We start from the raw sequence: 21,165 nt of genomic DNA, 5'->3' as shown, positions 1-21,165 counted from the left end.
TTGCTCCGGCCTGAACCAGAACCTGACCAGACAATAGTAAGCATACTTTCGAGTTTGAGACTCATTTGGCGCCTGGAATTTTGCCCAGCAGGCCGAGGAAGCCTTCCAGCTGGGCGGCGTGGCCGAATTCCAGCTGACCTTCCGGCGCAAGGGCGGCCTCGATCTGGGCTCCCAGCAGCATGTTCAACAGCTGGCCGGCGAGGACGGAGTCGGCGACGCCGGCAGTTACGTCGCCGCTGTTCCTCGCCTCTTCGAGGTAGCGGCGGATGGTGGCCAGCCATTCGGCCATGGATTCGCGGTGGATGTCAGCCTTCCGTGGATCGCTGACAGCCTTCTGCCAGAACGGGATGACAACGCGGGCTTCATTGATGCGCTCCTCATCGAGGGGGAGGACCTCCAGGCAAAAGGCCCGCAGCGCCTCCAGTCCGGCCTTGCCTGCCGTCACCCGGGCGATGCGTTGGTTGGTCCGGTTGAACACATGGCTGAAGGCGAACTCCAGCAGCGTGTCCTTCGTGGGGAAGTAGGGCTTCAGGGCGCCGTTGGCGAAGCCGGCCTCCATGGCAATCTCGCGCATGGTGGCACTTTCAAGCCCCTGCCGGGCGATGATCCGCCAGGTGGCATCCACGAGCTCCAGGCGGCGCTCGTCATGGTCAACAATCTTCGGCACGGCGGCGACTCCCCGGAAATTTCCTTGCCCAACCTCTTGTGAGCCATGTTACGGACGTTTATTCTCTACAACTATAGAAAATAAACCCAATGGCCGGCGACGGCCCGGACGAAGGTTTCCTCCATGACGCTTGCACCCACCCACACTGCACCAGACTCCGCGTCTGCTTACCGGCTGACTTCCGGCGACGAAATCTCCCAGGTTAAAGCAATCCTGCAGTCGGAAGGCCACCTGGGCCCGCAGCACAGGATCGCCTACCTGGGCCAGCTGGATCCTTCGCGCGGCACCGATCCAGCGCCGGCGGACCGGCGCTTCCGCGTCTTCATCCACGATGTCTCAGGCGCTGCGCCGCGCGACGTGGTGGTCTCCACCACCCGGCAGGAGGTGCTCTCCGCCGTCGAACTGGACACCGCGGTGACCGGTGAGCTTCCGGTCCTCGAAGAGGAATTCGAGGTGGTGGAGGCGCTCCTGGCCACGGACGAGCGGTGGCTCACGGCGCTCGCGGACCGCGGGCTGGACGTGCAAAAGGTCCGCGTGGCCCCGCTCTCGGCCGGCGTCTTCGAGTACGCCGAAGAGAAAGGCCGCCGGATCCTGCGGGGGCTGGCCTTCGTGCAGGACTTCCCGGAGGACAGCGCCTGGGCGCACCCCGTGGACGGGCTGGTGGCCTATGTGGACGTGGTCAGCAAGGAAGTCACCCAGGTCATCGACCTCGGCGCCATGCCCATCCCCGCCGAGCACGGCAACTACACCGACCCCGAACTGACCGGACCCATCCGCGACACCCAAAAGCCCATCAACATCACCCAGCCCGAGGGCCCCAGCTTCACTGTCACCGGCGGCAACCACGTGGAATGGGAAAAGTGGAGCGTGGACGTCGGCTTCGATGTCCGCGAAGGCGTGGTCCTGCACAACCTCGCCTTCCGGGACGGGGACCGCAACCGGCCCATCATCAACCGGGCGTCCATTGCCGAGATGGTGGTTCCTTACGGCGACCCGTCGCCGGTCCGGTCATGGCAGAACTACTTCGACACAGGCGAATACCTGGTGGGCCAGTACGCCAACTCCCTGGAACTCGGCTGCGACTGCCTGGGCGAGATCACCTACCTCAGCCCCGTCATCTCCGACGCCTTCGGCAACCCGCGCGAAATCCGCAACGGCATCTGCATGCACGAGGAAGACTGGAGCATCCTGGCCAAGCACTCGGACCTCTGGAGCGGCATCACCTACACCCGCCGCAACCGCCGCCTGGTGATCTCCTTCTTCACCACCATCGGCAACTACGACTACGGCTTCTACTGGTACCTCTACCTGGACGGAACCATCGAGTTCGAGGCCAAGGCCACCGGCGTCGTTTTCACGTCCGCGTTCCCGGCGGGCGGCTCGGACAACATCTCCCAGCTGGCACCGGGCTTGGGTGCCCCGTTCCACCAGCACCTCTTCAGCGCCCGGCTGGACATGGCGATCGACGGCTTCACGAACCGGGTGGAGGAGGAAGACGTGGTCCGGCAGGCCATGGGGCCGGGCAACGAGCGCGGCAACGCCTTCTCCCGCAAGCGCACCGTGCTGGCGCGGGAAACCAATGCCGTCCGCGAGGCCGACGCCCGCGCCGGCCGCACCTGGATCATCTCCAATCCCGAATCCCGCAACCGGCTGGGCGAGCCTGTGGGCTACAAGCTCCACCCGCAGAACCAGCCCACGCTCCTGGCCGATCCGGACTCCTCGATCGCCCGCCGCGCAGCCTTCGCCACCAAGGATCTCTGGGTCACCCGCTACGCGGACGGGGAACGCTACCCGACGGGCGACTTCGTCAACCAGCACGCCGGCGGCGCGGGCCTGCCGGCCTACGTGGCGCAGGACCGCGACATCGACGGCCAGGACATCGTGGTCTGGCATACCTTCGGCCTCACCCACTTCCCGCGGGTGGAGGACTGGCCCATCATGCCCGTGGACACTGTGGGCTTCAAGCTCCGGCCGGAAGGTTTCTTTGACCGGAGTCCCGTCCTGGACGTCCCCGCCAATCCCAACCGGCAAGCCGCGTCCTGCCACGGCGAGGGCGGCAGCGGTGGCTGCCACTAGCGCCGCCCCTGCCCCGGCGCCGGCAGCAGCAGGGCCAGGGCGCGCAACAGGCAGGGCAGCAGCAGGAAGGACGACGACGGCGGCCCGGGCCCGTGCCGGCGGTCCGATGGTCCATCCCAGGCTCGCGGCCGTGGTCACCGCCGTTTCCTGCGCTATGCACGTCTGGCTGGCCGCCACAGGCACCCATGGTGCCTGGCTTAGCGCCCTCATGCTGGCCCTTGCCGCGGTCTGCGTGCCCTGTGCCGTCCATATCTGGCGGCACCGCGGTGTGGCCGCACTCCACCGGGTCACCGCTGCCGCCGTGGCCATGGCCGCCGTTCACGCGGGCCTCCTGTTGGGAGCCGGCGGTTCCGGCCACGCGCACGGCGCAGTGCCGTCGTCGTCCGCTGGTGCTGAGCCAGGCGGCAGCGCCCAGCTGCTGCTGGTCATCGGCCTGGAACTGGCCACCGCCCTGGTGGCCGCCACGCTGGTGGCAAGGCTGCGCCAGCGGTAGGCGGCGCTAAAAAGCCAGGCCGCGTGCCGCGAAAAGTGGCGGCGCGCGGCCTGGCGTCGGGTCGCTTGTCAGGCGGGCTTGGCGTACTCGGCCGCGCTCATGACTTCATAGCCAACGAACGTCTCGTCGTTTTCCACCCAGGCGTCGTGGCCGGCCGGAATGGAGTAGGCGTCCCCGGCATGGATGGTGGTGCGGGTGCCGTCGTCCAGCTGGACGGTCAGGGTCCCGGCGGTGCAGAAGCCAAGGTGGTTGTTTTGGCAACTGTCCGTGTGGACCACGGTTTTGACCGTTTCGGACCAGCGCCAGCCGGGCTCGAAGGTGAGCCGGCCCAGGGTGGCGCCGCCAATGTTGACCACGTCCACCTGGGTCTTGGGCGGGCGGCGCTTTTCGTCGGCGTCGTTGAAGGACTTGGTTTCAAGGTCCTTGACCGTTATTGCAGGCATTTCTGGCTCCTCGAATGGGAGTGGTTATGAAATTCGCCCACGGGCGCTGAGCCGCTCAGGGAATGACAGTCCGGCGGGGCAGGAAGTGCCCGTCCGGAACCCGCCGGACCTTGCATCGCAACGATTTCAATCTGCTCTCCGGCGCAGGCGATGTCAATGCCGGGCGGCCCCTTCGAACCACTCCCGGGCCGGGTTGGTCACAGCGGGGGCCGAGCGGTCCAGCCCTGGCTGCGCCGCCCACCTCACGCCGTTGGCGAGCACCCGCTGGACCTGCGGATGGTGGTACACGGGGTACTCCTGGTCGCCGGGGCTGAAGTAGAAGATCCTGCCCTTGCCCCGGGTGAACGTGACGCCGGAACGGAACACTTCACCGCCGGCGAAGGAACTGATGAAGATCAGGTCGTCGGGGTCCGGGATGTCGAACAGTTCGCCGTACATTTCCTGCTCGGGGATGACGATGGGGCTCTCCACGCCTTCCGCGATGGGATGCGACGGCTTCACCGTCCACACCAGTTCGCGCTGGCCGTCGTTCCGCCAGGCCAGGGAGCAGCTGGTGCCCAGCAGCCTGGTGAAGATCTTCGCGAAATGCCCCGAATGGAGCACGATCAGTCCCATCCCACCGAGCACGTGCCGGTGGACGCGTTCGACGACGGCGTCGCTCACCTCGTGGTGGGCGATGTGGCCCCACCAGAGCAGGACGTCCGTTTCCGCGAGCACCTCCTCGTCCAGGCCGTTTTCGTCGTTGCTGGCGAGCACCGCCGTCGTTATGTCCGCGTCCGGGTAGTAGGGCCGGAGCCCCGCGGCGATGGCGCCGTGGATACCATCGGGGTAGATATCGCCGATATGGGCGGGCTCGTTGTTGGCCTCGTGGACGCCCTCATTCCAGACCCGGATCCTCAGTTTTCCGTTCATTAGAGCCTGACCTCCCTCTGCTCGAGTGCCGACTGGTAGCATGCGTCGATGATCTGTGCCCGGTAGAGTGCCAGGGAGCCGTCATGCCCAGCCCAGGCCGCTTCGCCGTCGCGGACTGCGGCCACGAAGTCTTCCACCACGGCATCGTGGGCACGGCCGGGCAGCACCGGCGGCACGTAGTCGGCGGACTCGCCGTCCTTGTCCGTGAAGACCCGGAGCTGGCCCACCGGCGGGAACGGAGCCCCGTGCACCTTCAGTTCGGCGCCGCCGTCCGTGCCGTAGACCGTGAAGTCGAGGAGATCGTCCGTTTCCCGGTAGGTTGCCCATCCCGCCTCGATCAGCAGCGTTCCGCCGCCCTCAAGCCGGAGGAACGCAGAGGCGAAGTCCTCCACTTCGAAGGCGTGGCTCGTGGCCTGGGCCGAATACCTGCTGCCGCCGCCGCGTCCCTGCGGGCCGAGCTCCCGAGTGGGTGGCGGCGGAGACGGCCACCACCTTCGGTTCCCCGAGCAGGTGCAGGGCGTAATCCAGTGCGTGGACGCCGATGTCCGCCAGCGGTCCGCCGCCTGCGAGCTCGGGGTTGGTGAACCAGCTGCCCAGGGTGGGGATGCCGGAGCGGCGGAGCCAGGAGGCCTTGGCATAGTAGGGGCGGCCCAGGCCGCCGGCGTCGATGACGTCCTTGAGGGCCTTGATGTCGCCGCGGCGGCGGTGGTTGAAGGCCACATCCAGGACCCGTCCGGCTTTGCGGGCAGCATCCACCATGGCCTGGCCCTCCACGGCGTTGCGGGCGATCGGTTTTTCGCTCAGCACATGGATTCCCCGCTCCAGGGCCGCGATGGCAATGGGAGCGTGCAGGAAAGTTGGAACGGCCACGCTGACGGCGTCCAGGCCGCCGTGGTCCAGCATGTCCTGCCAGTCGGCGAAACCGTTGGGAATGGCGTATTCGGCCTGGAGGTCCGCCCGGAGTTCCTGCTCCATTCCTGCCAGCGACACAATGCGGACGCCCTCCAGCTCGCTGTAGGCCTTGAGGTGCTGCTGGCCGGCCCAGCCGATGCCGACGACGCCGACGCGGAGCTCCCTGGCCGGGGCCTCTGCTGGTTCCGGGGGCTGCGGGCCGGGGGGTTGCTGGTTGTTCAAGGGTGCTTCCTTTTCGGTGCCGGGCTGGTGCTGGACTGGGTTTGTGGAATCGATTCCAAAATGATCAGCAATGAATGCTGAGGAGTGTTTGGAATCGATTCCAAAATCTTGTCAGGTTCGGCGCGGGGACGTCAACCCCCGGTCAGTTCTTCGTGGATTCCCTGATGACCAGCTCGTGCGGGAGGAACATCCGGCCGCGGCGGTGCACCCCCGGCTCCGTCATCCGTTCCAGGAGCGCCCCAAACGCCACGCGGCCCATCTCATAGGCGGGCTGCCGGATGGTGGTCAGTTCCGGAACGCACATCTCCGCCTGGATGGAATCGTCGAAGCCGGCAACGGCCAGGTCCTCGGGAACCCGGAGCCCGGCGTCGGTGATTTCGCGGACGCAACCGGCCGCCACAGTGTCGCTGCCACAGAATACGGCATCGGGAAGGTGGTCCGCGGCGAGGAGTTCGCGGGTCAGCTGACGGCCGGCGTGGAAGTCGAAGTCCCCGGCGGCAAAGAGGCTCTGTGCCGCCTCCAGGCCTGCCTCGGACAGGGCTTCGCGGAACCCCTGTTCGCGCAGCCGCCCGGACCGGGCCGCCCGGTTGCCGATCATGGCAAGCCGCCGGGCGCCGGTTCCTATGAGGTGCCGGGTGATGTCGCGGGCGGCCTGCCGGTCGTCGATCGAGACGCCGAAGGCTGCTTCCGACTCCGCTATTTCACACAACTGGACTACGCTCAGCGAGGTTGCAAGGGCTTCCACATCGTCGTCGGGCATGGTGGGCGAAAACATGACCAGACCGTCCACGGACCCGTTCCGGAGCATGTCCACCAATTGCTGTTCGCGATCCGGGCTTCCGGCGGTTGGGGCAATGAGGCTCACGTAGCCGGACTGTGCCGCGGCGTCGCCCACCCCGCGGAAGGCTTCGCTGATGACCGGGGACTCAAGGTTCTTGGCGAGGGCCAGGATGCGCATGGTCCGGTCGCGGCGCAGGTCGCGCGCGGAGGCGAGGGGCCGGTAGTTGAGCTCACGGATCGCCCCGGCCACCTTCTCCCGGCTGGAGGCGCTCACCGCGGGACTTCCGTTGAGGACGCGGGAGACCGTGCCCACGGAGACTCCCGCCGTTTTGGCGACGTCCTGCACGGTCGCTCGAGCCATACCAATGTGTCCTTCCGGGGCCGGGCCCTGCCGTGTTGGAGTGTTTTTTCAGCTTAGCCGCCACCTGGCCGCCGGAAGCGTGCGCCCGGCGTCACGCGGAGCACGCTTTCGTCCCGCCGCGGCGCCGTGTCCCGCACAAACCCGGCATTCCGCCGTCGGACGTTCCCGTAAAGCGTGCTCCGCGTGACGCCGCCCCTCCTCCCCGGCCTCGAAACATGCAATTAACACGCCGGCCGGACGCGCGAAACATCCCCTTGGCTAATCTGGTGCAACAAGGTTTACTCTTAGCTAACACCGACCCGGACAGGAATGTTTCGATGACCAGTGTCGCAACCCCTGCTGTAACCCCCGCGCCCGCAGCTGCTCCCGCAGCCCGTGCGGATGCCGCCGGGATTTCCCTCAAGGACATCGCCCGCGCCCACGATGTCCGTTTCCTGCTGGCCACGTTCGTGGACATGACCGGCAAGCCCTGCGCCAAGCTGGTCCCCGTGGAAGCTGCCGACCAACTCGAGGGCGGGGCCATGGGGTTCGCCGGCTACGCCGCGGGCCTCATCGGCCAGAATCCCCAGGACGCCGACCTAATCGCGATTCCGGATCTCGCCTCCTTCACGCCGGTGCCCTTCATCAAGGAAGGCCTGGCCATCGTCCACTGCGATCCCCACGTTGACGGCAAGCCGTGGCCCTACGCGCCGCGGGTCATCCTCAAAAACGCCCTTGCCCGCCTGGCGGGCCACGGGATGCAGGCCAAGGTGGGGGCCGAGGTGGAGTACTTCCTGGTGAACAAGAACGACGACGGGACGCTGAGCACCGCCGACACCCGCGACGATTCGCCCCGCCCCTGCTACGACGCCCGCGGCGTGACCCGCATGTACGAGCACCTGGCCTCCATCAGCACGGCGATGAACAGCCTGGGCTGGGGCAACTACGCCAACGACCACGAGGACGCCGCCGGCCAGTTCGAGCAGAACTTCAACTATGCGGACGCCCTCACCACCGCAGACCGCGTCATCTCGCTCCGCTACATCCTGAACATCCTGGCCGAACAGCGCGGCATGACCGCCACCTTCATGCCCAAACCGTTCACGGAACGCACCGGCACCGGGCTGCACTTCCACCTCTCGCTGTGGTCCGGTGCGGAGGCGCTGTTCCCGGCCGCAGGGGGAGCGGACGACGACGGCCGCGGCCTTGGGCTGTCAGGCCTCGCCTATTCGTTCATCGGCGGGATCCTGGACCACGCCCCGGCCTTGCAGGCCTTCCTCGCCCCCACCGTGAATTCCTACAAGCGCACCGGCGCCACGACGAGTTCCTCGGGCGCCACCTGGTCGCCCCGGAAGGCGTCCTTCGGCGGGAACGACCGCACCCACATGATCCGGGTGCCGGACAACAACCGGATCGAGTTGCGCTCCGGCGACGGCTCGGCAAACCCCTACCTGGCCATCGCAGCAGCCATTGCGGCCGGCCTGGACGGGGTGGAGAGCTCCGCCGACCCCGGCATGCCGTCAGGCCCCGGCGAGTCCAAACCGGACGCCCACTTCCTGCCGGCCACCCTGCTGCACGCCGTCGAAGCACTCCGCCGGGACCCGGTGGTCCTGGCCAGCCTCAGCGGCGATCCGGAGATTGGCCTGTATTACGCCAACGCCAAGGAAGAGGAGTTCCTGAGCTGGCACAACCAGGTCAGCGACTGGGAAATCCGCACCTACCTCACCTCCATCTGATCCCTACTTAGCAAAGGATTTTCCATGTGCGGAATCGCCGCGCTGCAGCTGCGCAATCCCTCGCTGCACCCCCAAATGGGCGCCCTGCTGTCCTCGATGCTGTGCCAGATCGTGGACCGCGGCCCTGACTCCGCCGGCCTCGCCGTCTACAACACCCCCGGCCTGGTGTCGCCGGGCAGGTCCACCTTGAGCCTGCTGGGCCGGGACCAGGGCATGGCGACGGCGGCCATCACCGGCGGCGTCGCGGCGCTCCTGCCGTCGGATGCGGCACCAGCCGTGCAGGTGGTGGGCGACACCACGCTGGTGAGCGCCGCCGTCGGGACCGACCTGCTGGTGAAGGCCGTCAGCGAAACCGTGCCCGGTGCCACCATCATTGGCCGGGGTGAGCATGTGGCCGTGATGAAGAGCGTGGGCCACCCGATGGAGATCGCCGCCGGGCACGGACTGGACGCCATGGCCGGCAGCCAGGGCCTGTCCCACACCCGGATGGCCACCGAATCCGCCGTCACTGCCGGCGGCTCGCACCCCTTCTCCGTGGCCGACGACCTCTGCCTGGTGCACAACGGCTCGTTCTCCAACCACGCCACGGTCCGGCGGAACCTGAGGCGTGAGGGCGTGGTGTTCGACTCCGAGAATGACACCGAGGTGGGTGCCCGCTACGTGGCTTCCCGGCTGAAGCAGGGCGACACCCTCGAAGAAGCGCTGGTGAACCTGGGCAAGGTCCTGGACGGCTTCTACACGCTGGTGGTCACCACCGCGGACAGCATGGCCGTGGTCCGCGACCCCATCGCCTGCAAGCCGGCCATTATCGCCGAAACGGACGACTACGTGGCCATGGCCTCCGAATACCGCGCCCTGGCCGGACTGCCTGGCATCGGCGACGCCCGCATTTTTGAACCGGAACCCGGAAAGGTCTACACATGGTCACTCTGACAGCCCCCGAAGCCTTGGCACCCGCCGCAACGCCCGCGGTGCTCGACCTCGCAGAGGTCCCGGTCCGCGAACTGAACCAGGCCCTGCACAACGCCGTGGACGGGCAGTCCTGGACCGTCACCAATCCTGGCGGCAAGCACAGCCTCGCCGTCGGCATCGACGCGGACATCGCCGTGACCATCGACGGCCATGCCGGGTATTACGCCGCGGGGATGCACCAAAAGGGGAGCGTGGCCATCAACGGCAATGCCGGCGTGGGACTTGCGGAGAACATCATGTCCGGCCGCGTCCACGTGAAGGGCGATGCGTCCCAGTCGGCGGGCGCCACCGGCCACGGCGGCCTGGTGGTCATCGACGGCAACGCCGGTGCGCGCTGCGGGATCTCCATGAAGGGCGTGGACATCGTGGTGGGCGGCAACATCGGCCACATGTCGGCGTTCATGGCGCAGGCCGGCCGGCTGGTGGTCTGCGGCGACGCCGGTGATGCCCTGGGCGACTCCATCTACGAGGCCCGGATCTACGTCAAAGGCTCCGTCGCCTCCCTGGGCGCCGACTGCGTCGAAAAACCGCTCCGCGAAGAGCACCTGGCCGAACTTGCGGAACTGCTCGCCGCCGCCGGCCGCACCGACAACCCCGCCGATTTCAAGCGCTACGGCTCCGCCAGGAACCTCTACCACTTCCACGTCGACAACTCGACCGCCTACTAGGAGGCTCCCGTGACCATCACTTCCCTCCCCGCACCCGCACAGGCTCCTGCAGCGCCCGCCCAAAACGCCGAACTTGGCCTGCGCGAGTCCGCCACCTTCGACCGCGCCACCATCGCGGACATCCAGCGGGCTGCCGCCACCGGCGTCTACGACATCCGCGGCTGGGGCGCCAAGCGCAAGGTCCCGCACTTCGACGACCTTCTCTTCCTCGGCGCCTCGATGTCGCGCTACCCACTCGAGGGGTACCGCGAAAAGTGCGATACCGACGTCGTCCTCGGGGACCGGCACGCGACCCGCCCGCTGCACCTGCAGACCCCGGTGACCATCGCCGGCATGAGCTTCGGCGCCCTGTCCGCCAACGCCAAGGAAGCGCTGGGGCGCGGCGCCAGCGAGGTGGGCACCTCCACCACCACGGGCGACGGCGGGATGACGCCGGAGGAGCGCGGCCAGTCCAAGCACCTGGTGTACCAGTACCTGCCGTCCCGCTACGGCATGAACCCGGACGACCTCCGCAAGGCCGACGCGATCGAGATCGTGCTCGGCCAGGGCGCCAAGCCCGGGGGCGGCGGCATGCTGCTGGGCCAGAAAATCACCGAACGCGTGGCCGGCATGCGCACCCTGCCGGTGGGCATCGACCAGCGCTCCGCAAGCCGACACCCGGACTGGACCGGCCCGGACGACCTCGAAATCAAGATCGGCGAACTCCGCGAAATCACCGACTGGAAAACCCCCATCTACGTCAAGGTCGGTGCCTCCCGGCCGTACTACGACACCGCGCTCGCCGTGAAGTCCGGCGCGGACGTCGTGGTGGTGGACGGGATGCAGGGCGGCACCGCCGCCACGCAGCAGGTGTTCATCGAGAACGTGGGGATCCCCACGCTGGCCGCCATCCCGCAGGCGGTCCAGGCCCTGCAGGAGCTCGGTGTGCACCGTAAGGTCCAGCTGATCGTTTCCGGCGGCATCCGCACCGGGGCAGATGTTGCCAAGGCCATGGCCCTGGGCGCGGACGCCGTCGCCATCGGCACCGCCGCGCTGATCGCGCTTGGCGACAACGACCCCCGCTACGCCGCCGAATACGCCGCCCTCGGCTCCGCCGCCGGGTTCTACGACGACTTCCAGGACGGCCGCGACCCCGCCGGCATCACCACCCAGGACCCGTCGCTTGCTTCACGGCTGGACCCGGTGGCCGCGGGACGCCGGCTGGCCAACTACCTCCGCGTCCTTACCATGGAAGCCCAGACCATCGCCCGGGCCTGCGGAAAATCGCACCTGCACAACCTGGAACCCGAGGACCTGGTGGCGCTCACCATCGAGGCTTCCGCCATGGCCCGGGTGCCGCTGGCCGGCACCAACTGGATCCCCGGAGCCCAGGGGAGCTTCTGATGACGGACCCGTCCGACTACGTGGTGGTGGGCGCGGGCCTTGCCGGCGCCGCCACCGCCTGGCAGCTGGCGTCCCGCGGCCACCAGGTCACGCTCCTGGAACGCGACGTCCCGGCCGCACATGACGGCAGTTCCCACGGCTCGGCACGCATCTTGCGCTACGCCTACCCGGACCTGTTCTACACCCGTGCCGTCCTGGAATCGAAGGCACTCTGGGACGGGCTCGCCGCCGAGGCCGGCACCGAACTGATCACCCCCGCCGGAGCGGTGGACTATGGCCAGAAGCGGAATCCGGCGCAGCTCGCGGAGGTGCTCGGCGCCGCCGGAATCGACCACGAACTGCTGACCGCCGCCGACGCCCGGAACCGCTGGCCGCACATCGCGTTCGATACCGAGGTGCTCTGGCACCCCGGCGCCGGCGTGATCGACGCCGAAACCTCCGTGAACGTGATGGTGGACCTCGCCGTCGGCAACGGTGCCCGGGTCCTCACCGGCTGGAACGTGGCCGGCGTGGAAAACCACGGCACCGGCTACCGCGTGCGCTCGGCGGCCGGCAGCACCATCGACGCCGGCAACATCGTGGTCAGCGCCGGGGGCTGGCTCCCGCAGCTGCTGGACTCGCTGCCGCTTCCGCCGTCCTTCCTGGCCGGACTGCCCGAATTCACCGTGCGGCAGGAGCAGGCCTTCCACTTCCGGTACAGGGATGACGACGGCGGCACGGGCGCGGGTGCCCCCGCCTGGCCCACCTTCATCCACAAAGCCGCCGGCATCCAAGCCTACGGGCTGCCCGGCGGGCGGGACGCCGGCTTTGCCGGGCAGAAAGTGGCCGAGTACAACGGCGGCCCGCGCATCCCGTCGGCAGCAGCCCAGACCGGCGCGGTGGACCCGGCCAACCGCGCCCGCGTGAGGGAGTACGTCCGCCGCTACCTGCCTGGCCTGGACCCGGAACCGTACGCCGAAACCACCTGCCTGTTCACCAACACCCCCACCGAGGACTTCCTCATTGACCGGGCGGACAACCTCACCGTCGTCTCACCCTGCTCGGGCCACGGGGCAAAATTCGCGCCGCTGATCGGACAGTGGGCCGCGGATCTGGCCACCGGTGCCGGGTCAATTCCGGACCGTTTCCGGAGTGCATCCTCCCCGGCGCTGACCACGTAGAACGGAACATCGTGAGCCTTTTCCGAACAACAACTGAACCAGCCGTCCCCGCCGAAACCAGCGCACCCACCGTTACCGGGCTCCTGCAGGACATCTCCACCATCGGCCGGGACAACACCCGCGGCGGCTACTCCCGCCCTGTGTTCTCCACCGCCGAGACCGACCTGCGGGCCTGGTTCATCGAGCAGGCCGGCCGGCGCGGCCTCGATGTCCAAACCGACCACAACGGGATCATCTGGGCCTGGTGGGACACCGCAACAGGGGTGCGGGAGGACGCCGTCGCCACCGGCAGCCACCTCGATTCCGTTCCCGGCGGCGGTGCGTACGACGGGCCCCTGGGGGTCGCCTCGGCGCTGGTCGCCGTCGACCTCCTCAAAGCCCGGAACTTCCGGCCCCGGCGGCCGCTGGTGATCGCCGTCTTCCCGGAAGAGGAGGGTTCCCGGTTCGGTGTTGCCTGCCTCGGCTCACGGCTCCTTACCGGCCAACTGGACGCCGCCAAAGCCCGCAACCTCAAGGACCCGGCCGGCAACACCTATGCCGAGGTGGCCGCCGCGAACGGCCAGGACCCCCGGTTCATCGGAGCGGACCACTCGGCCCTTCAGCGGCTCGGAATGTTCGTCGAGCTGCATGTGGAGCAGGGGAGGGGGCTGATCGACCTCCACCAGCCCGTGGCCATCGGATCGTCCATCCTGGGTCATGGCCGCTGGAAGCTGGGCATCACGGGGGAGGGGAACCATGCCGGCACCACGCTCATGGCGGACCGCAAGGACCCCATGGTTGCCGCCGCCAAGGTGATGGTTTCCATCCGGGATACCGCCCGCAAATACCGGGACGCCCGGGCCACCGTGGGCAGGGTGCAGCCCGTCCCCGGCGGCACCAACGTCATCGCGTCCCGGGTGGACCTGTGGATCGACGTCCGCCACCCGGAGGACTCGGTCACCGCCGCACTGGTGGAGGCGATCGGACAGAACGCCCAGGTCCTCGCCGCGGAAGAAGGCTGCACAGCCAGCCTGGGTACGGAGTCGCTGAGTCCCACGGTGCATTTCGACGGCGGCCTCCGGGACCGGCTGCAGCAGCTCTGCCTGCCGCCCCGGTGCTGGACACCGGCGCCGGCCACGACGCCGGTGTGCTGGCCGCACACCTGCCCACAGCCATGCTGTTTGTCCGCAACCCCACTGGCGTTTCGCATTCGCCGGACGAACTCGTCGACGACGGAGACGCCGAAGCCGGCGCACTTGCCCTGGCGGACTCCCTTGCCGGACTGCTGGGCGAGGCAGCGTGACCGGCCAGGACCGTCGTCGTACGCCGGGCCTCCCGCCGCCCGCCTAAGATGGCAAACATGACCGAAGAGGCCGGGGACCAGGCAGCCGAACAGCCCGCAGAGGACGTTGCCGGCCGGCTGGAGCAGGTCATCGCGGCGCAGGTCCGGCACTACCGTACGTCGGCCGGATTGTCGTCGGCCGAGCTCGCAGCCCGGACCGGCCTGTCCAAGGCCATGATCTCCCGGGTGGAAACCGCCACCACCTCCTGCTCCCTCACCACCTTGCAGCGGCTGGCCGACGGACTGAAGGTTCCCGTCACCGCTTTGTTCCGGGGCGCGGACACCGACCGGGACGCCACCTTCACCAAGAACGGCCAGGGCAGCCTCACCGTCCGCAGCGGCACCCAGCACGGCCACGAATACCGCGTCCTGGGCACGTTGAAGGGCCGCAGCGACGCCATCGAACCCACGCTGGTGACCCTCACGGACGCTTCCGACGTCTTTCCCCTGTTCCAGCACCCGGGCACGGAGTTCATCTACATGCTCTCCGGCCGGATGGTCTACGGCCACGGGTCCTACGAGTACGCAATGGAGGCCGGGGACTCGCTGCTCCTGGACGGTGAAGGCCCGCACGGCCCGCTGGAGTTGCTGGACCTTCCCATCCAGTTCCTGGCGGTCTCCGCCAAATAGCGCCGCCCGTGACGGGTGGCTGCTGCAGTAGCTTCCTGCGTGCTGCGTGACCCCTGAAACTCGCCTGTGGATGACCGAAACGATCATTTAACACACCGGAAACCCACCCGGGAATTGCCGCCATACAGTTGGAACCAGACGGCAACAGCCGCCCCTCCCGCTGAACGTGGTTTCTCCGGCCACGTCCCTCCGCAGAGCGGCTCTGACGGCAAATGACCGTTCTCTCTTCGCATCACGAAAGGGGTTTCCCATGGATTCGGGAAATGTCGCTTGGATTTTGGCCAGCTCGGCGCTGGTGTGCATGATGATCCCCGCCCTGGCCCTGTTTTACGGGGGCATGGTGGGGTCGCGCCGCATTCTCAACATGATGATGATGTGCTTCGGCGGCGCCAGCCTGGTGGCCGTCCTCTGGGCACTGTTCGGCTACTCCATGGCCTTCGGCAACTCCGTGGGCGGCCTGGGCCTGATCGGTGACGTCACCGAATTCCCCGGCATGGGGCAGCTGCTGGCCAAGGATGACTCGGCGTCCATCCCGGTCATCCTGTTCGCAGCATTCCAGCTGTTCTTCGCCTGCGTCACCACCGCACTCGTTGCCGGAGCTTGCCGCCGGGCGCATGAAGTTCGGCGCCTGGATGGTGTTCGCCGGCATCTGGGCCACTGTGGTCTACTTCCCCATCGCGCACTGGGTGTTCGCGTTCGACTCTGCGGACGGCAGCACGGTGGGCGGCTGGATCGCCAACGGCATCAAGGCCATCGACTTCGCCGGTGGCACCGCGGTGCACATGAACGCCGGCGCCGCCGCCCTGGCCCTGGCCCTGGTCCTGGGCGAGAGCCCGGCTGGCCGAAAATGGAACACACGAAGCCGCACAGCCGCCCCCTGGTCCTGGTGGGCGCAGGCCTGCTGTGGGTGGGCTGGTTCGGCTTCAACGCAGGCTCCGCGCTCGCCGCCGGCCAGTCCGCGGCCGTGGTCTTCCTCAACACCGCCGTCGCAGCCTCCGCCGGCCTGCTTGCCTGGGCCCTCGTGGAGCGGGTCCGCCATGGCGCCGCAACCAGCATGGGCGCCGCCTCCGGCCTGATCGCCGCCCTGGTGGCCATCACCCCGGCCTGTGGCGCCGTCAGCCCGCTGGGCGCACTGGCCATCGGCGCCATCGCCGGTGCCGTCTGCTCGCTGGCCATTGAATGGAAGTTCCGCCTCGGCTTCGACGATTCGCTCGACGTGGTGGGCGTCCACCTCGTCGGCGGCATCCTGGGTACCCTGCTGATCGGCCTTTTCGCCACCGACAAGGCCCCGAACGGCGTCAGCGGCCTGTTCTACGGCGGCGGCTTCGACCTGCTCGGCGTCCAGGCAATCGCCACCGTCAGCGTCCTGGCCTACTCCTTCGGGCTCACCTGGGTCCTGGCCAAGATCCTGGACAAGGCCATGGGCGGCCTGCGCATCAAGCCCGAGGACGAACTGCGCGGCATCGACCTCGCAGCCCACTCCGAGCTTGCCTACCTTACGGATGAGGACCCGGTGGAACTGGGCTCGCCGCAGCGGGTGTAACCGCCGCAACGCGCCGGGCGCCCGCCTGCTGGGGGCGGCGCCCGGTGGACGCTTCCGCGTCGCGGGTCCCAGCGCACGAGTCAGGGCCAAACCTTGGACCGGTGCCGGCAACCGCCGGCTTATAGTTCCAGGGTTTGGCCCTTCGGCGTGCCTACTGTTCCGTGCAGGCCAGGATGCCGCCGCGCACTTCGAGCACCGCGGCACGGACGTGGCTGAGGCGCGTGCGCGGGTCCGGCGACATGGTGCCGATGTCCTCACCGTCCCAGCAGGGATGCGTGAAGTAGACAAGCAGCGCACGGTCCGCGCCGCCGTCGCCCGCGTCCCCGCCAAGCGGCACCACGTCCGCGTGGCGTCCGACGACGGCCCGTCCGTCCCAGGATTCCGGCGCCGTGAGGATCAGCCCGCCCAGGTGTTCCTGCCGGGTCCAGTTTCCGGTGCCGTCCACCGAGCGGTACACCGCCTGGCCGCGCCATTCGTCCACGATCATCCAGTAGCTCCCGCCGAGCCGGAAGACCTTGGGGCCTTCATGCGGGCGGCCCGGGATGGCCACGCCTTCAAGGACCCACGACGACGGGCGGTCCGGGGTGTCGCTGACCGCGCTGAAGGTATTGGAGCCGCGGGCCTCGTCCTTGTACCAGAGCCGGTACCTGCCGTCTCCACACCGGGCCACGGCCGCGTCGATCACCCGCGGCGAGTCCAGGCCGATGGCGCCCAGGTACTCCCACTTCCCCAGGTCATGGCTGGCGAACTGCACGATTTCCGCTTTCCCGGTCCAGTCCGTCCGCCGGCCGCCCAGGACCGTCAGGTACATGATCCACCGGTTGCCGATGCGGACGACGTCGGGGGCCCAGAGGGTTGCCGGGAGTTCCGTTCCGGGCGGGATGAGTCCCTCAACGGTGCCCTGGTAGCGCCAGGTGGCGCCGCCGTCGGACGACCTCGCACCACCGATGCCGGTCCCGTGAACCCACTCGACGCCTGTCAGCCCTGGCGCTGTGGCGCGCCGCTGGGTGTAGAAGAGGACCCACTCGCCGTTGAGGTGGTCGGCCACGAGGATGGGGTCCGTGGGGCCGTCCCACACCGGATCACGGTACGGGAGGGTGAAGGCGTCCGCGCGCAGGGGTGGTGCTTCCGGGGCAACGGTTTCCTGGGCGGCCTGCTGCTGGTGCACGGTTTTCTCCAACGTTGTAGTTTTGCGGTGGAGTCCATCATATGCGTCGCGAAACCGGGCGCTACTCCTTGAACAACCCCGCCAGGTCCTCCGCCGTGATGGCGCCGCCGGCCAGGGCATCGCCCTCCATCACGTCCGCAAACAACTGGGACTTCCGGGTCTTCAGGGCCATGACTTTCTCTTCGATGGTGTCCTTGGCCACCAGCCGGTACACCATCACGTTCCGCGCCTGCCCGATCCGGTGCGTCCGGTCCACGGCCTGCGCCTCCGAGGCAGGGTTCCACCACGGGTCCAGCAGGAAGACATAGTCCGCCTCGGTGAGGTTGAGCCCGAAGCCGCCGGCCTTGAGCGAGATCAGGAATACCGGCGCGCTGCCGTTCTTGAATTCGCTGACCACGTCGGCGCGGTTCCGGGTGCCGCCGTCGAGGTAGCAGTACTCGATCCCTTCCTCGTCCAGCCGCTCCCGGACCTTCCCCAGGAACCCGGTGAACTGGCTGAAGATCAGGGCCCGGTGCCCCTCGGCCACCAGGTCCTCCAACTGCTCGAACAGCACATCCAGCTTGCTGGACCGCACGGCGGACAAGGCAGGGTCCACCAGCGAGACGTCCAGGCTCAGCTGCCGCAGCAGCGTCAGCGACTGGAAGATGGTGAACCTGTTCTTGTTGACGTCCTCGATCAGCCCCAGGATCTTTTGCCGTTCGCGCTGCAGATGCGTCTGGTAGACCTTCTGGTGCCGCGGGTTGAGCACCACTTCCAGGACCTGTTCCTGCTTGGGCGGCAGGTCCTTGATCACCTGGTCCTTGGTGCGCCGCATCATCAGCGGCCGGACCCGGCGGCGCAGCTTCTCGAGCTGAGCTTTGTCGCCGTTCTTTTCCACCGGCTTCTGGTAGTACTCGGCGAAGCGCTTGGGGCTGGAGAACAGGCCGGGAGCCACGATGGACGTCAGCGCCCAGAACTCCATCAGGTTGTTCTCCAGCGGGGTGCCGGTGATGGCCAGCTTGAACGCTGCCGGCAGCTTCCGGGCGCACTGGTAGGCCTTGGACTGGTGGTTCTTGACGAACTGTGCCTCGTCCAGGACCAGCCCGGCCCAGGTCCGGGAGGCGTAGGCCTCGTAGTCGATGCGGAACAATGCATAGGAGGTGATGACGACGTCGGCCCCGCCCAAGGCCTCGGCCACGTCCTGGCCGCTCTTCCCGAACGTCTCGCCCACCGTGCGCACGGTCAGGCCGGGCGCGAAGCGTGCTGCCTCGAGCGCCCAGTTGCCCACCACGCTGGTGGGCGCCACCACCAGGAAGGGTGCGACGGCGGCGGGCGCGGTTCCAGGGCCCGCGGCAGCTCCGTCGTCGTGCCGGTCTCCGGACGGCTGGTCCCCGGACGCAAGCCCATGGTCCTTGGCGGCGCACATCAGTGCCAGTGCCTGCACGGTCTTGCCCAGGCCCATATCGTCGGCCAGGACGCCTCCCAGCCCGTGCTTGTACAGGAAGCTGAGCCAGTTGTAGCCTTCCAGCTGGTACGGGCGCAGCTCGGCGTTCAGGGACGCCGGCAGCGGCAAACCGTCCACCCCGCCCTCCAGGAGCCCGCCCACGGCCGAGCGCCAGGCGGCGGCCTGCTGGTCCACGATGCCCAGCTGCGCCAGCTCGTCCCAGAGTCCTGCCTGGAAGCGGCTGATCTGCAGCGGGGCATCCTTGTTGTCCTGCAGCGAACGGGCTTCCTCGATCAGTGCCCGCAGCTGGTGCAGTTCCGGCAGGTCGAGCGAGAAGTAGGCGCCGCTGGGCAGCAGCATCTTGGTCTGGCCGGAGGCGAGTGCGGAGAACACGGCCGCGAAGGAGACGGGCTGGCCTTCCAGGGAGATCTGGATGCCGAGGTCGAACCAGTCCCGCTGTTCGGTGGCCTTGGTGGAGATGGACACCACCGGAGCTTCCTCCGCTTCGCGGTAGTCGGCGATCTCGCCCACGGTTTCCACGTCCACGTCCGGGGCTTCCCGCAGCCCGGGCAGCACTTCCTCGGTGAACGCCAGCGTATCCAGGCCCTTGAGTTCCACCGACGCCGCCAGGCGCGGCGTGCCCCAGCCGCCGGTGGCTGACTCGCCCAGGGCGGCCACGGTGTCCCAAGGCTGGCCGATCCCTTCCAGGATGCGGGACTCGGCGGTGTCGTCCCGGTACCCCTGATCGCCGGGGTGCCGCCACAGCGGCTGCGCCGTGACCAGTTTTCCGGTGCGGTAGTGCCACTCCCAGTGCAGCCGCACCCGGTGGTCCGCCCCGTAATTGGCCAGCAAGGACAAGGTGGGGACGGCCAGCTCGGGAAGCTCCACGGACTCATCCCGCGCCGTGACCCGGGCGGCCTGCTTGAGTTTCGGGTAGAAGCCCGTGAGGAACCGCGATTCGTCCTTGGCCGGAATGTGAAGGGTGCTGCCGGCCGTGACGAACGCCAGGAGCTCTTCGCTCAGCCCGTTCTCCAGCGGCGCCAGCGTTATGGCGCCGTCCGGATCCGGGACACCCGGCAGCGCGGCCTCACCGGAGGTGAAGAAGAGGCCGTGCGCGGGCCGGCCGATGGTGCCCACCGCTGCCGGATCAACCTCTTCCCCCGCCACGGTGATGGTGGGGGACAACTCCAGCCCGGCGTCGGACACCGCACTGCCGGACCCGTCGGGATCCGCCGGTGCCCCGAACCTGCTCAGGGAAAGCCCGACGGCGGCGGGGGCCTCCGCGACCCGGACCGGCTCGGTGCCGCGCGAGTGGACCAGGGCCAGCCCGATCTTGCGGGCATCGGAAAGCAGGCCCCACAGGTTCTTCCCGGCATAGGAGTTCAGGCCCAGCCACAGGCCGGAAGAATTGTGCATCCGGCTGGCGGACGACGAGTGCCCGGCCAGGAACTCCTGCATCCATTCCACGTGCGCGTGGTTGGATTCGCGCCGGAAGTTCAGGTAGCTCAGCGTGTTCCAGGAAACGTCCCCGCGGATCCACTTGCCCTTGGCCCCCATGATGACGGGCCGGACCTTGAGCTGGCGCACGCCGCGTACCGGGTCGCGGCGGCCGGTGTAGGAGAAATGCGGCGGCGGCTCTTCAACCTCGAACTGCAGCGCCAGGGGAACGCCGCTGGTGGAAGGGGCGGTTCCGGGTTGGGAAATCAGCGGGCTGAGGGCCTGCTCCCAGTCCGAAAGGGCCGCGGAGGGGGCGCGGGAGACCTGCGTGGCCGTGGACGGGGCCAGCAGCTGCATCCGGATGGCCGGGTTGTCCTCCGCCGCAAAGAGCAGGGCGGCCACATGCTTGCAGTCCTTGCGCACGGGGCAGCTGCAGACGCCTACGGTGCAGCTCCAGCCGCCTGCCTTGCGGACCAGCTTGGCGGTCGTGGAGTACGGAACTTCCGCGCCGCCCCGGACCTTGCCCAGCATGAGCCCGGTGCCGGCGTCGAACGACATGCCCGAAACCCTGCTGGCCATGGCATACGCCAGTCCGGCCGCGAGGGAGCGGTCGTTGATGGCGGGTGTCTGTATTGCCAGTGCCGCACTTTCGTCCGGTTGGGATGGCATGGTGCGCGCTACTTTCGGCAGGCCACGGCGGAGCCGGGTCCGGTGGTTGGTTATCTGATCCATCTTAGTTCTCCCGGCAGCAGGCCCACGTTCCGCGCTCTTTCTTGGGCCGCCTCGAAAACTTCGCTTGACGTTCACCTCCTCCTCAATGCTGCCGTGAACTGGCCCCCGTAGCGTGAAAAGCGTCCGGAGCACCACCAGCCCAGCAGC

14 protein-coding genes and 3 pseudogenes are annotated in these 21,165 nt (G+C 68.2%); 10 read left to right on the top strand and 7 right to left on the bottom strand.

Features of this window, described 5'->3' with window-relative positions:
• Nucleotides 1-61: 61 nt before the first annotated feature.
• Nucleotides 62-667 (bottom strand): TetR/AcrR family transcriptional regulator, encoded by a 606-nt coding sequence (locus tag ACX5I6_RS02905; RefSeq protein ID WP_461839416.1) that lies wholly within the window; start codon nucleotides 665-667, stop codon nucleotides 62-64.
• 123 nt (nucleotides 668-790) lie between these two features.
• On the opposite strand from ACX5I6_RS02905, the gene ACX5I6_RS02900 reads away from it, so the two are divergent.
• Together ACX5I6_RS02900 and ACX5I6_RS02895 are read left to right on the top strand one after the other, a co-directional pair.
• Nucleotides 791-2,743 (top strand): primary-amine oxidase, encoded by a 1,953-nt coding sequence (locus ACX5I6_RS02900; protein ID WP_461839415.1) that lies wholly within the window; start codon nucleotides 791-793, stop codon nucleotides 2,741-2,743.
• The gene (locus ACX5I6_RS02895; RefSeq protein ID WP_461839414.1) at nucleotides 2,730-3,236 is read left to right on the top strand and encodes a hypothetical protein; all 507 of its coding nucleotides are present in this window, start codon (nucleotides 2,730-2,732) and stop codon (nucleotides 3,234-3,236) included. The genes ACX5I6_RS02900 and ACX5I6_RS02895 overlap by 14 nt, the downstream gene beginning before the upstream one ends.
• A 68-nt stretch (nucleotides 3,237-3,304) precedes the next feature.
• Here the strand turns inward: ACX5I6_RS02895 and ACX5I6_RS02890 are convergent, their stop codons facing one another.
• The 4 genes and pseudogenes from ACX5I6_RS02890 to ACX5I6_RS02875 all read right to left on the bottom strand — a co-directional run bounded on the left by ACX5I6_RS02890 (nucleotide 3,305) and on the right by ACX5I6_RS02875 (nucleotide 6,866).
• Nucleotides 3,305-3,679 carry a cupin domain-containing protein gene (locus ACX5I6_RS02890; RefSeq protein ID WP_018760785.1) on the bottom strand — a complete coding sequence of 125 codons (375 nt, stop codon included), beginning with the start codon at nucleotides 3,677-3,679 and terminating at the stop codon, nucleotides 3,305-3,307.
• A gap of 153 nt (nucleotides 3,680-3,832) precedes the next feature.
• The gene (locus ACX5I6_RS02885; protein ID WP_461839413.1) at nucleotides 3,833-4,591 is read right to left on the bottom strand and encodes a ThuA domain-containing protein; all 759 of its coding nucleotides are present in this window, start codon (nucleotides 4,589-4,591) and stop codon (nucleotides 3,833-3,835) included.
• Nucleotides 4,591-5,725 (bottom strand): annotated as a pseudogene (locus ACX5I6_RS02880) (Gfo/Idh/MocA family protein). The gene ACX5I6_RS02885 and the pseudogene ACX5I6_RS02880 overlap by 1 nt, the downstream one beginning before the upstream one ends.
• 142 nt (nucleotides 5,726-5,867) lie before the next feature.
• Entirely contained in the window at nucleotides 5,868-6,866 is a 999-nt protein-coding gene (locus ACX5I6_RS02875) for a LacI family DNA-binding transcriptional regulator (protein ID WP_461839412.1), read from the bottom strand.
• 317 nt (nucleotides 6,867-7,183) lie between these two features.
• Here ACX5I6_RS02875 and glnT point away from each other — a divergent pair, with 317 nt between their 5' ends.
• The 8 genes and pseudogenes from glnT to ACX5I6_RS02835 all read left to right on the top strand — a co-directional run bounded on the left by glnT (nucleotide 7,184) and on the right by ACX5I6_RS02835 (nucleotide 16,258).
• Nucleotides 7,184-8,581: a type III glutamate--ammonia ligase gene (glnT, locus tag ACX5I6_RS02870; protein ID WP_461839411.1), complete on the top strand. Its 1,398-nt coding sequence runs from the start codon at nucleotides 7,184-7,186 to the stop codon at nucleotides 8,579-8,581.
• A 24-nt stretch (nucleotides 8,582-8,605) separates the two neighbouring features.
• Entirely contained in the window at nucleotides 8,606-9,514 is a 909-nt protein-coding gene (locus tag ACX5I6_RS02865) for a class II glutamine amidotransferase domain-containing protein (RefSeq protein ID WP_461839410.1), read from the top strand.
• Nucleotides 9,502-10,221 (top strand): GltB/FmdC/FwdC-like GXGXG domain-containing protein, encoded by a 720-nt coding sequence (locus tag ACX5I6_RS02860; protein WP_285247905.1) that lies wholly within the window; start codon nucleotides 9,502-9,504, stop codon nucleotides 10,219-10,221. Before ACX5I6_RS02865 ends, ACX5I6_RS02860 begins: the two co-directional genes overlap by 13 nt.
• Before the next feature lie 9 nt (nucleotides 10,222-10,230).
• On the top strand, nucleotides 10,231-11,604 hold the full coding sequence (locus ACX5I6_RS02855) for an FMN-binding glutamate synthase family protein (RefSeq protein WP_461839409.1): 1,374 nt from the start codon (nucleotides 10,231-10,233) through the stop codon (nucleotides 11,602-11,604).
• Nucleotides 11,604-12,764, top strand: coding sequence for an FAD-dependent oxidoreductase (locus tag ACX5I6_RS02850; protein ID WP_461839408.1), 1,161 nt, complete (start codon nucleotides 11,604-11,606; stop codon nucleotides 12,762-12,764). Before ACX5I6_RS02855 ends, ACX5I6_RS02850 begins: the two co-directional genes overlap by 1 nt.
• 11 nt (nucleotides 12,765-12,775) lie before the next feature.
• Nucleotides 12,776-14,046: pseudogene (locus ACX5I6_RS02845) on the top strand (allantoate amidohydrolase).
• Nucleotides 14,047-14,103: 57 nt separating this feature from the next.
• Complete coding sequence (locus tag ACX5I6_RS02840; protein WP_461839407.1) at nucleotides 14,104-14,715, top strand: helix-turn-helix domain-containing protein; 612 nt, start codon at nucleotides 14,104-14,106, stop codon at nucleotides 14,713-14,715.
• Between the two features lie 250 nt (nucleotides 14,716-14,965).
• A pseudogene (locus ACX5I6_RS02835) lies at nucleotides 14,966-16,258 on the top strand (ammonium transporter).
• A 151-nt stretch (nucleotides 16,259-16,409) separates the two neighbouring features.
• On the opposite strand, the gene ACX5I6_RS02830 reads toward ACX5I6_RS02835, so the two are convergent.
• Both ACX5I6_RS02830 and ACX5I6_RS02825 read right to left on the bottom strand, forming a co-directional pair.
• On the bottom strand, nucleotides 16,410-17,426 hold the full coding sequence (locus ACX5I6_RS02830) for a glycoside hydrolase family protein (protein WP_461839406.1): 1,017 nt from the start codon (nucleotides 17,424-17,426) through the stop codon (nucleotides 16,410-16,412).
• 61 nt (nucleotides 17,427-17,487) lie between these two features.
• Nucleotides 17,488-20,955, bottom strand: coding sequence for a DEAD/DEAH box helicase (locus ACX5I6_RS02825; RefSeq protein WP_461841658.1), 3,468 nt, complete (start codon nucleotides 20,953-20,955; stop codon nucleotides 17,488-17,490).
• Nucleotides 20,956-21,165 lie beyond the last annotated feature (210 nt).

It is taken from the genome of Arthrobacter sp. MMS24-T111 (assembly GCF_054888995.1).
Note: the sequence above shows the minus strand (reverse complement) of the source record. Positions and strands in the feature narration are given on the sequence as shown.

Bases quoted from the DNA above. Each gene is read 5' to 3' on its own strand.
- ACX5I6_RS02825 (WP_461841658.1), bottom strand. From the start codon at position 20,955: ATGCCATCCCAACCGGACGAAAGTGCGGCACTGGCAATACAGACACCC.
- ACX5I6_RS02860 (WP_285247905.1), top strand. From the start codon at position 9,502: ATGGTCACTCTGACAGCCCCCGAAGCCTTGGCACCCGCCGCAACGCCC.
- glnT (WP_461839411.1), top strand. From the start codon at position 7,184: ATGACCAGTGTCGCAACCCCTGCTGTAACCCCCGCGCCCGCAGCTGCT.
- ACX5I6_RS02840 (WP_461839407.1), top strand. From the start codon at position 14,104: ATGACCGAAGAGGCCGGGGACCAGGCAGCCGAACAGCCCGCAGAGGAC.
- ACX5I6_RS02865 (WP_461839410.1), top strand. From the start codon at position 8,606: ATGTGCGGAATCGCCGCGCTGCAGCTGCGCAATCCCTCGCTGCACCCC.
- ACX5I6_RS02850 (WP_461839408.1), top strand. From the start codon at position 11,604: ATGACGGACCCGTCCGACTACGTGGTGGTGGGCGCGGGCCTTGCCGGC.
- ACX5I6_RS02890 (WP_018760785.1), bottom strand. From the start codon at position 3,679: ATGCCTGCAATAACGGTCAAGGACCTTGAAACCAAGTCCTTCAACGAC.
- ACX5I6_RS02885 (WP_461839413.1), bottom strand. From the start codon at position 4,591: ATGAACGGAAAACTGAGGATCCGGGTCTGGAATGAGGGCGTCCACGAG.
- ACX5I6_RS02875 (WP_461839412.1), bottom strand. From the start codon at position 6,866: ATGGCTCGAGCGACCGTGCAGGACGTCGCCAAAACGGCGGGAGTCTCC.
- ACX5I6_RS02900 (WP_461839415.1), top strand. From the start codon at position 791: ATGACGCTTGCACCCACCCACACTGCACCAGACTCCGCGTCTGCTTAC.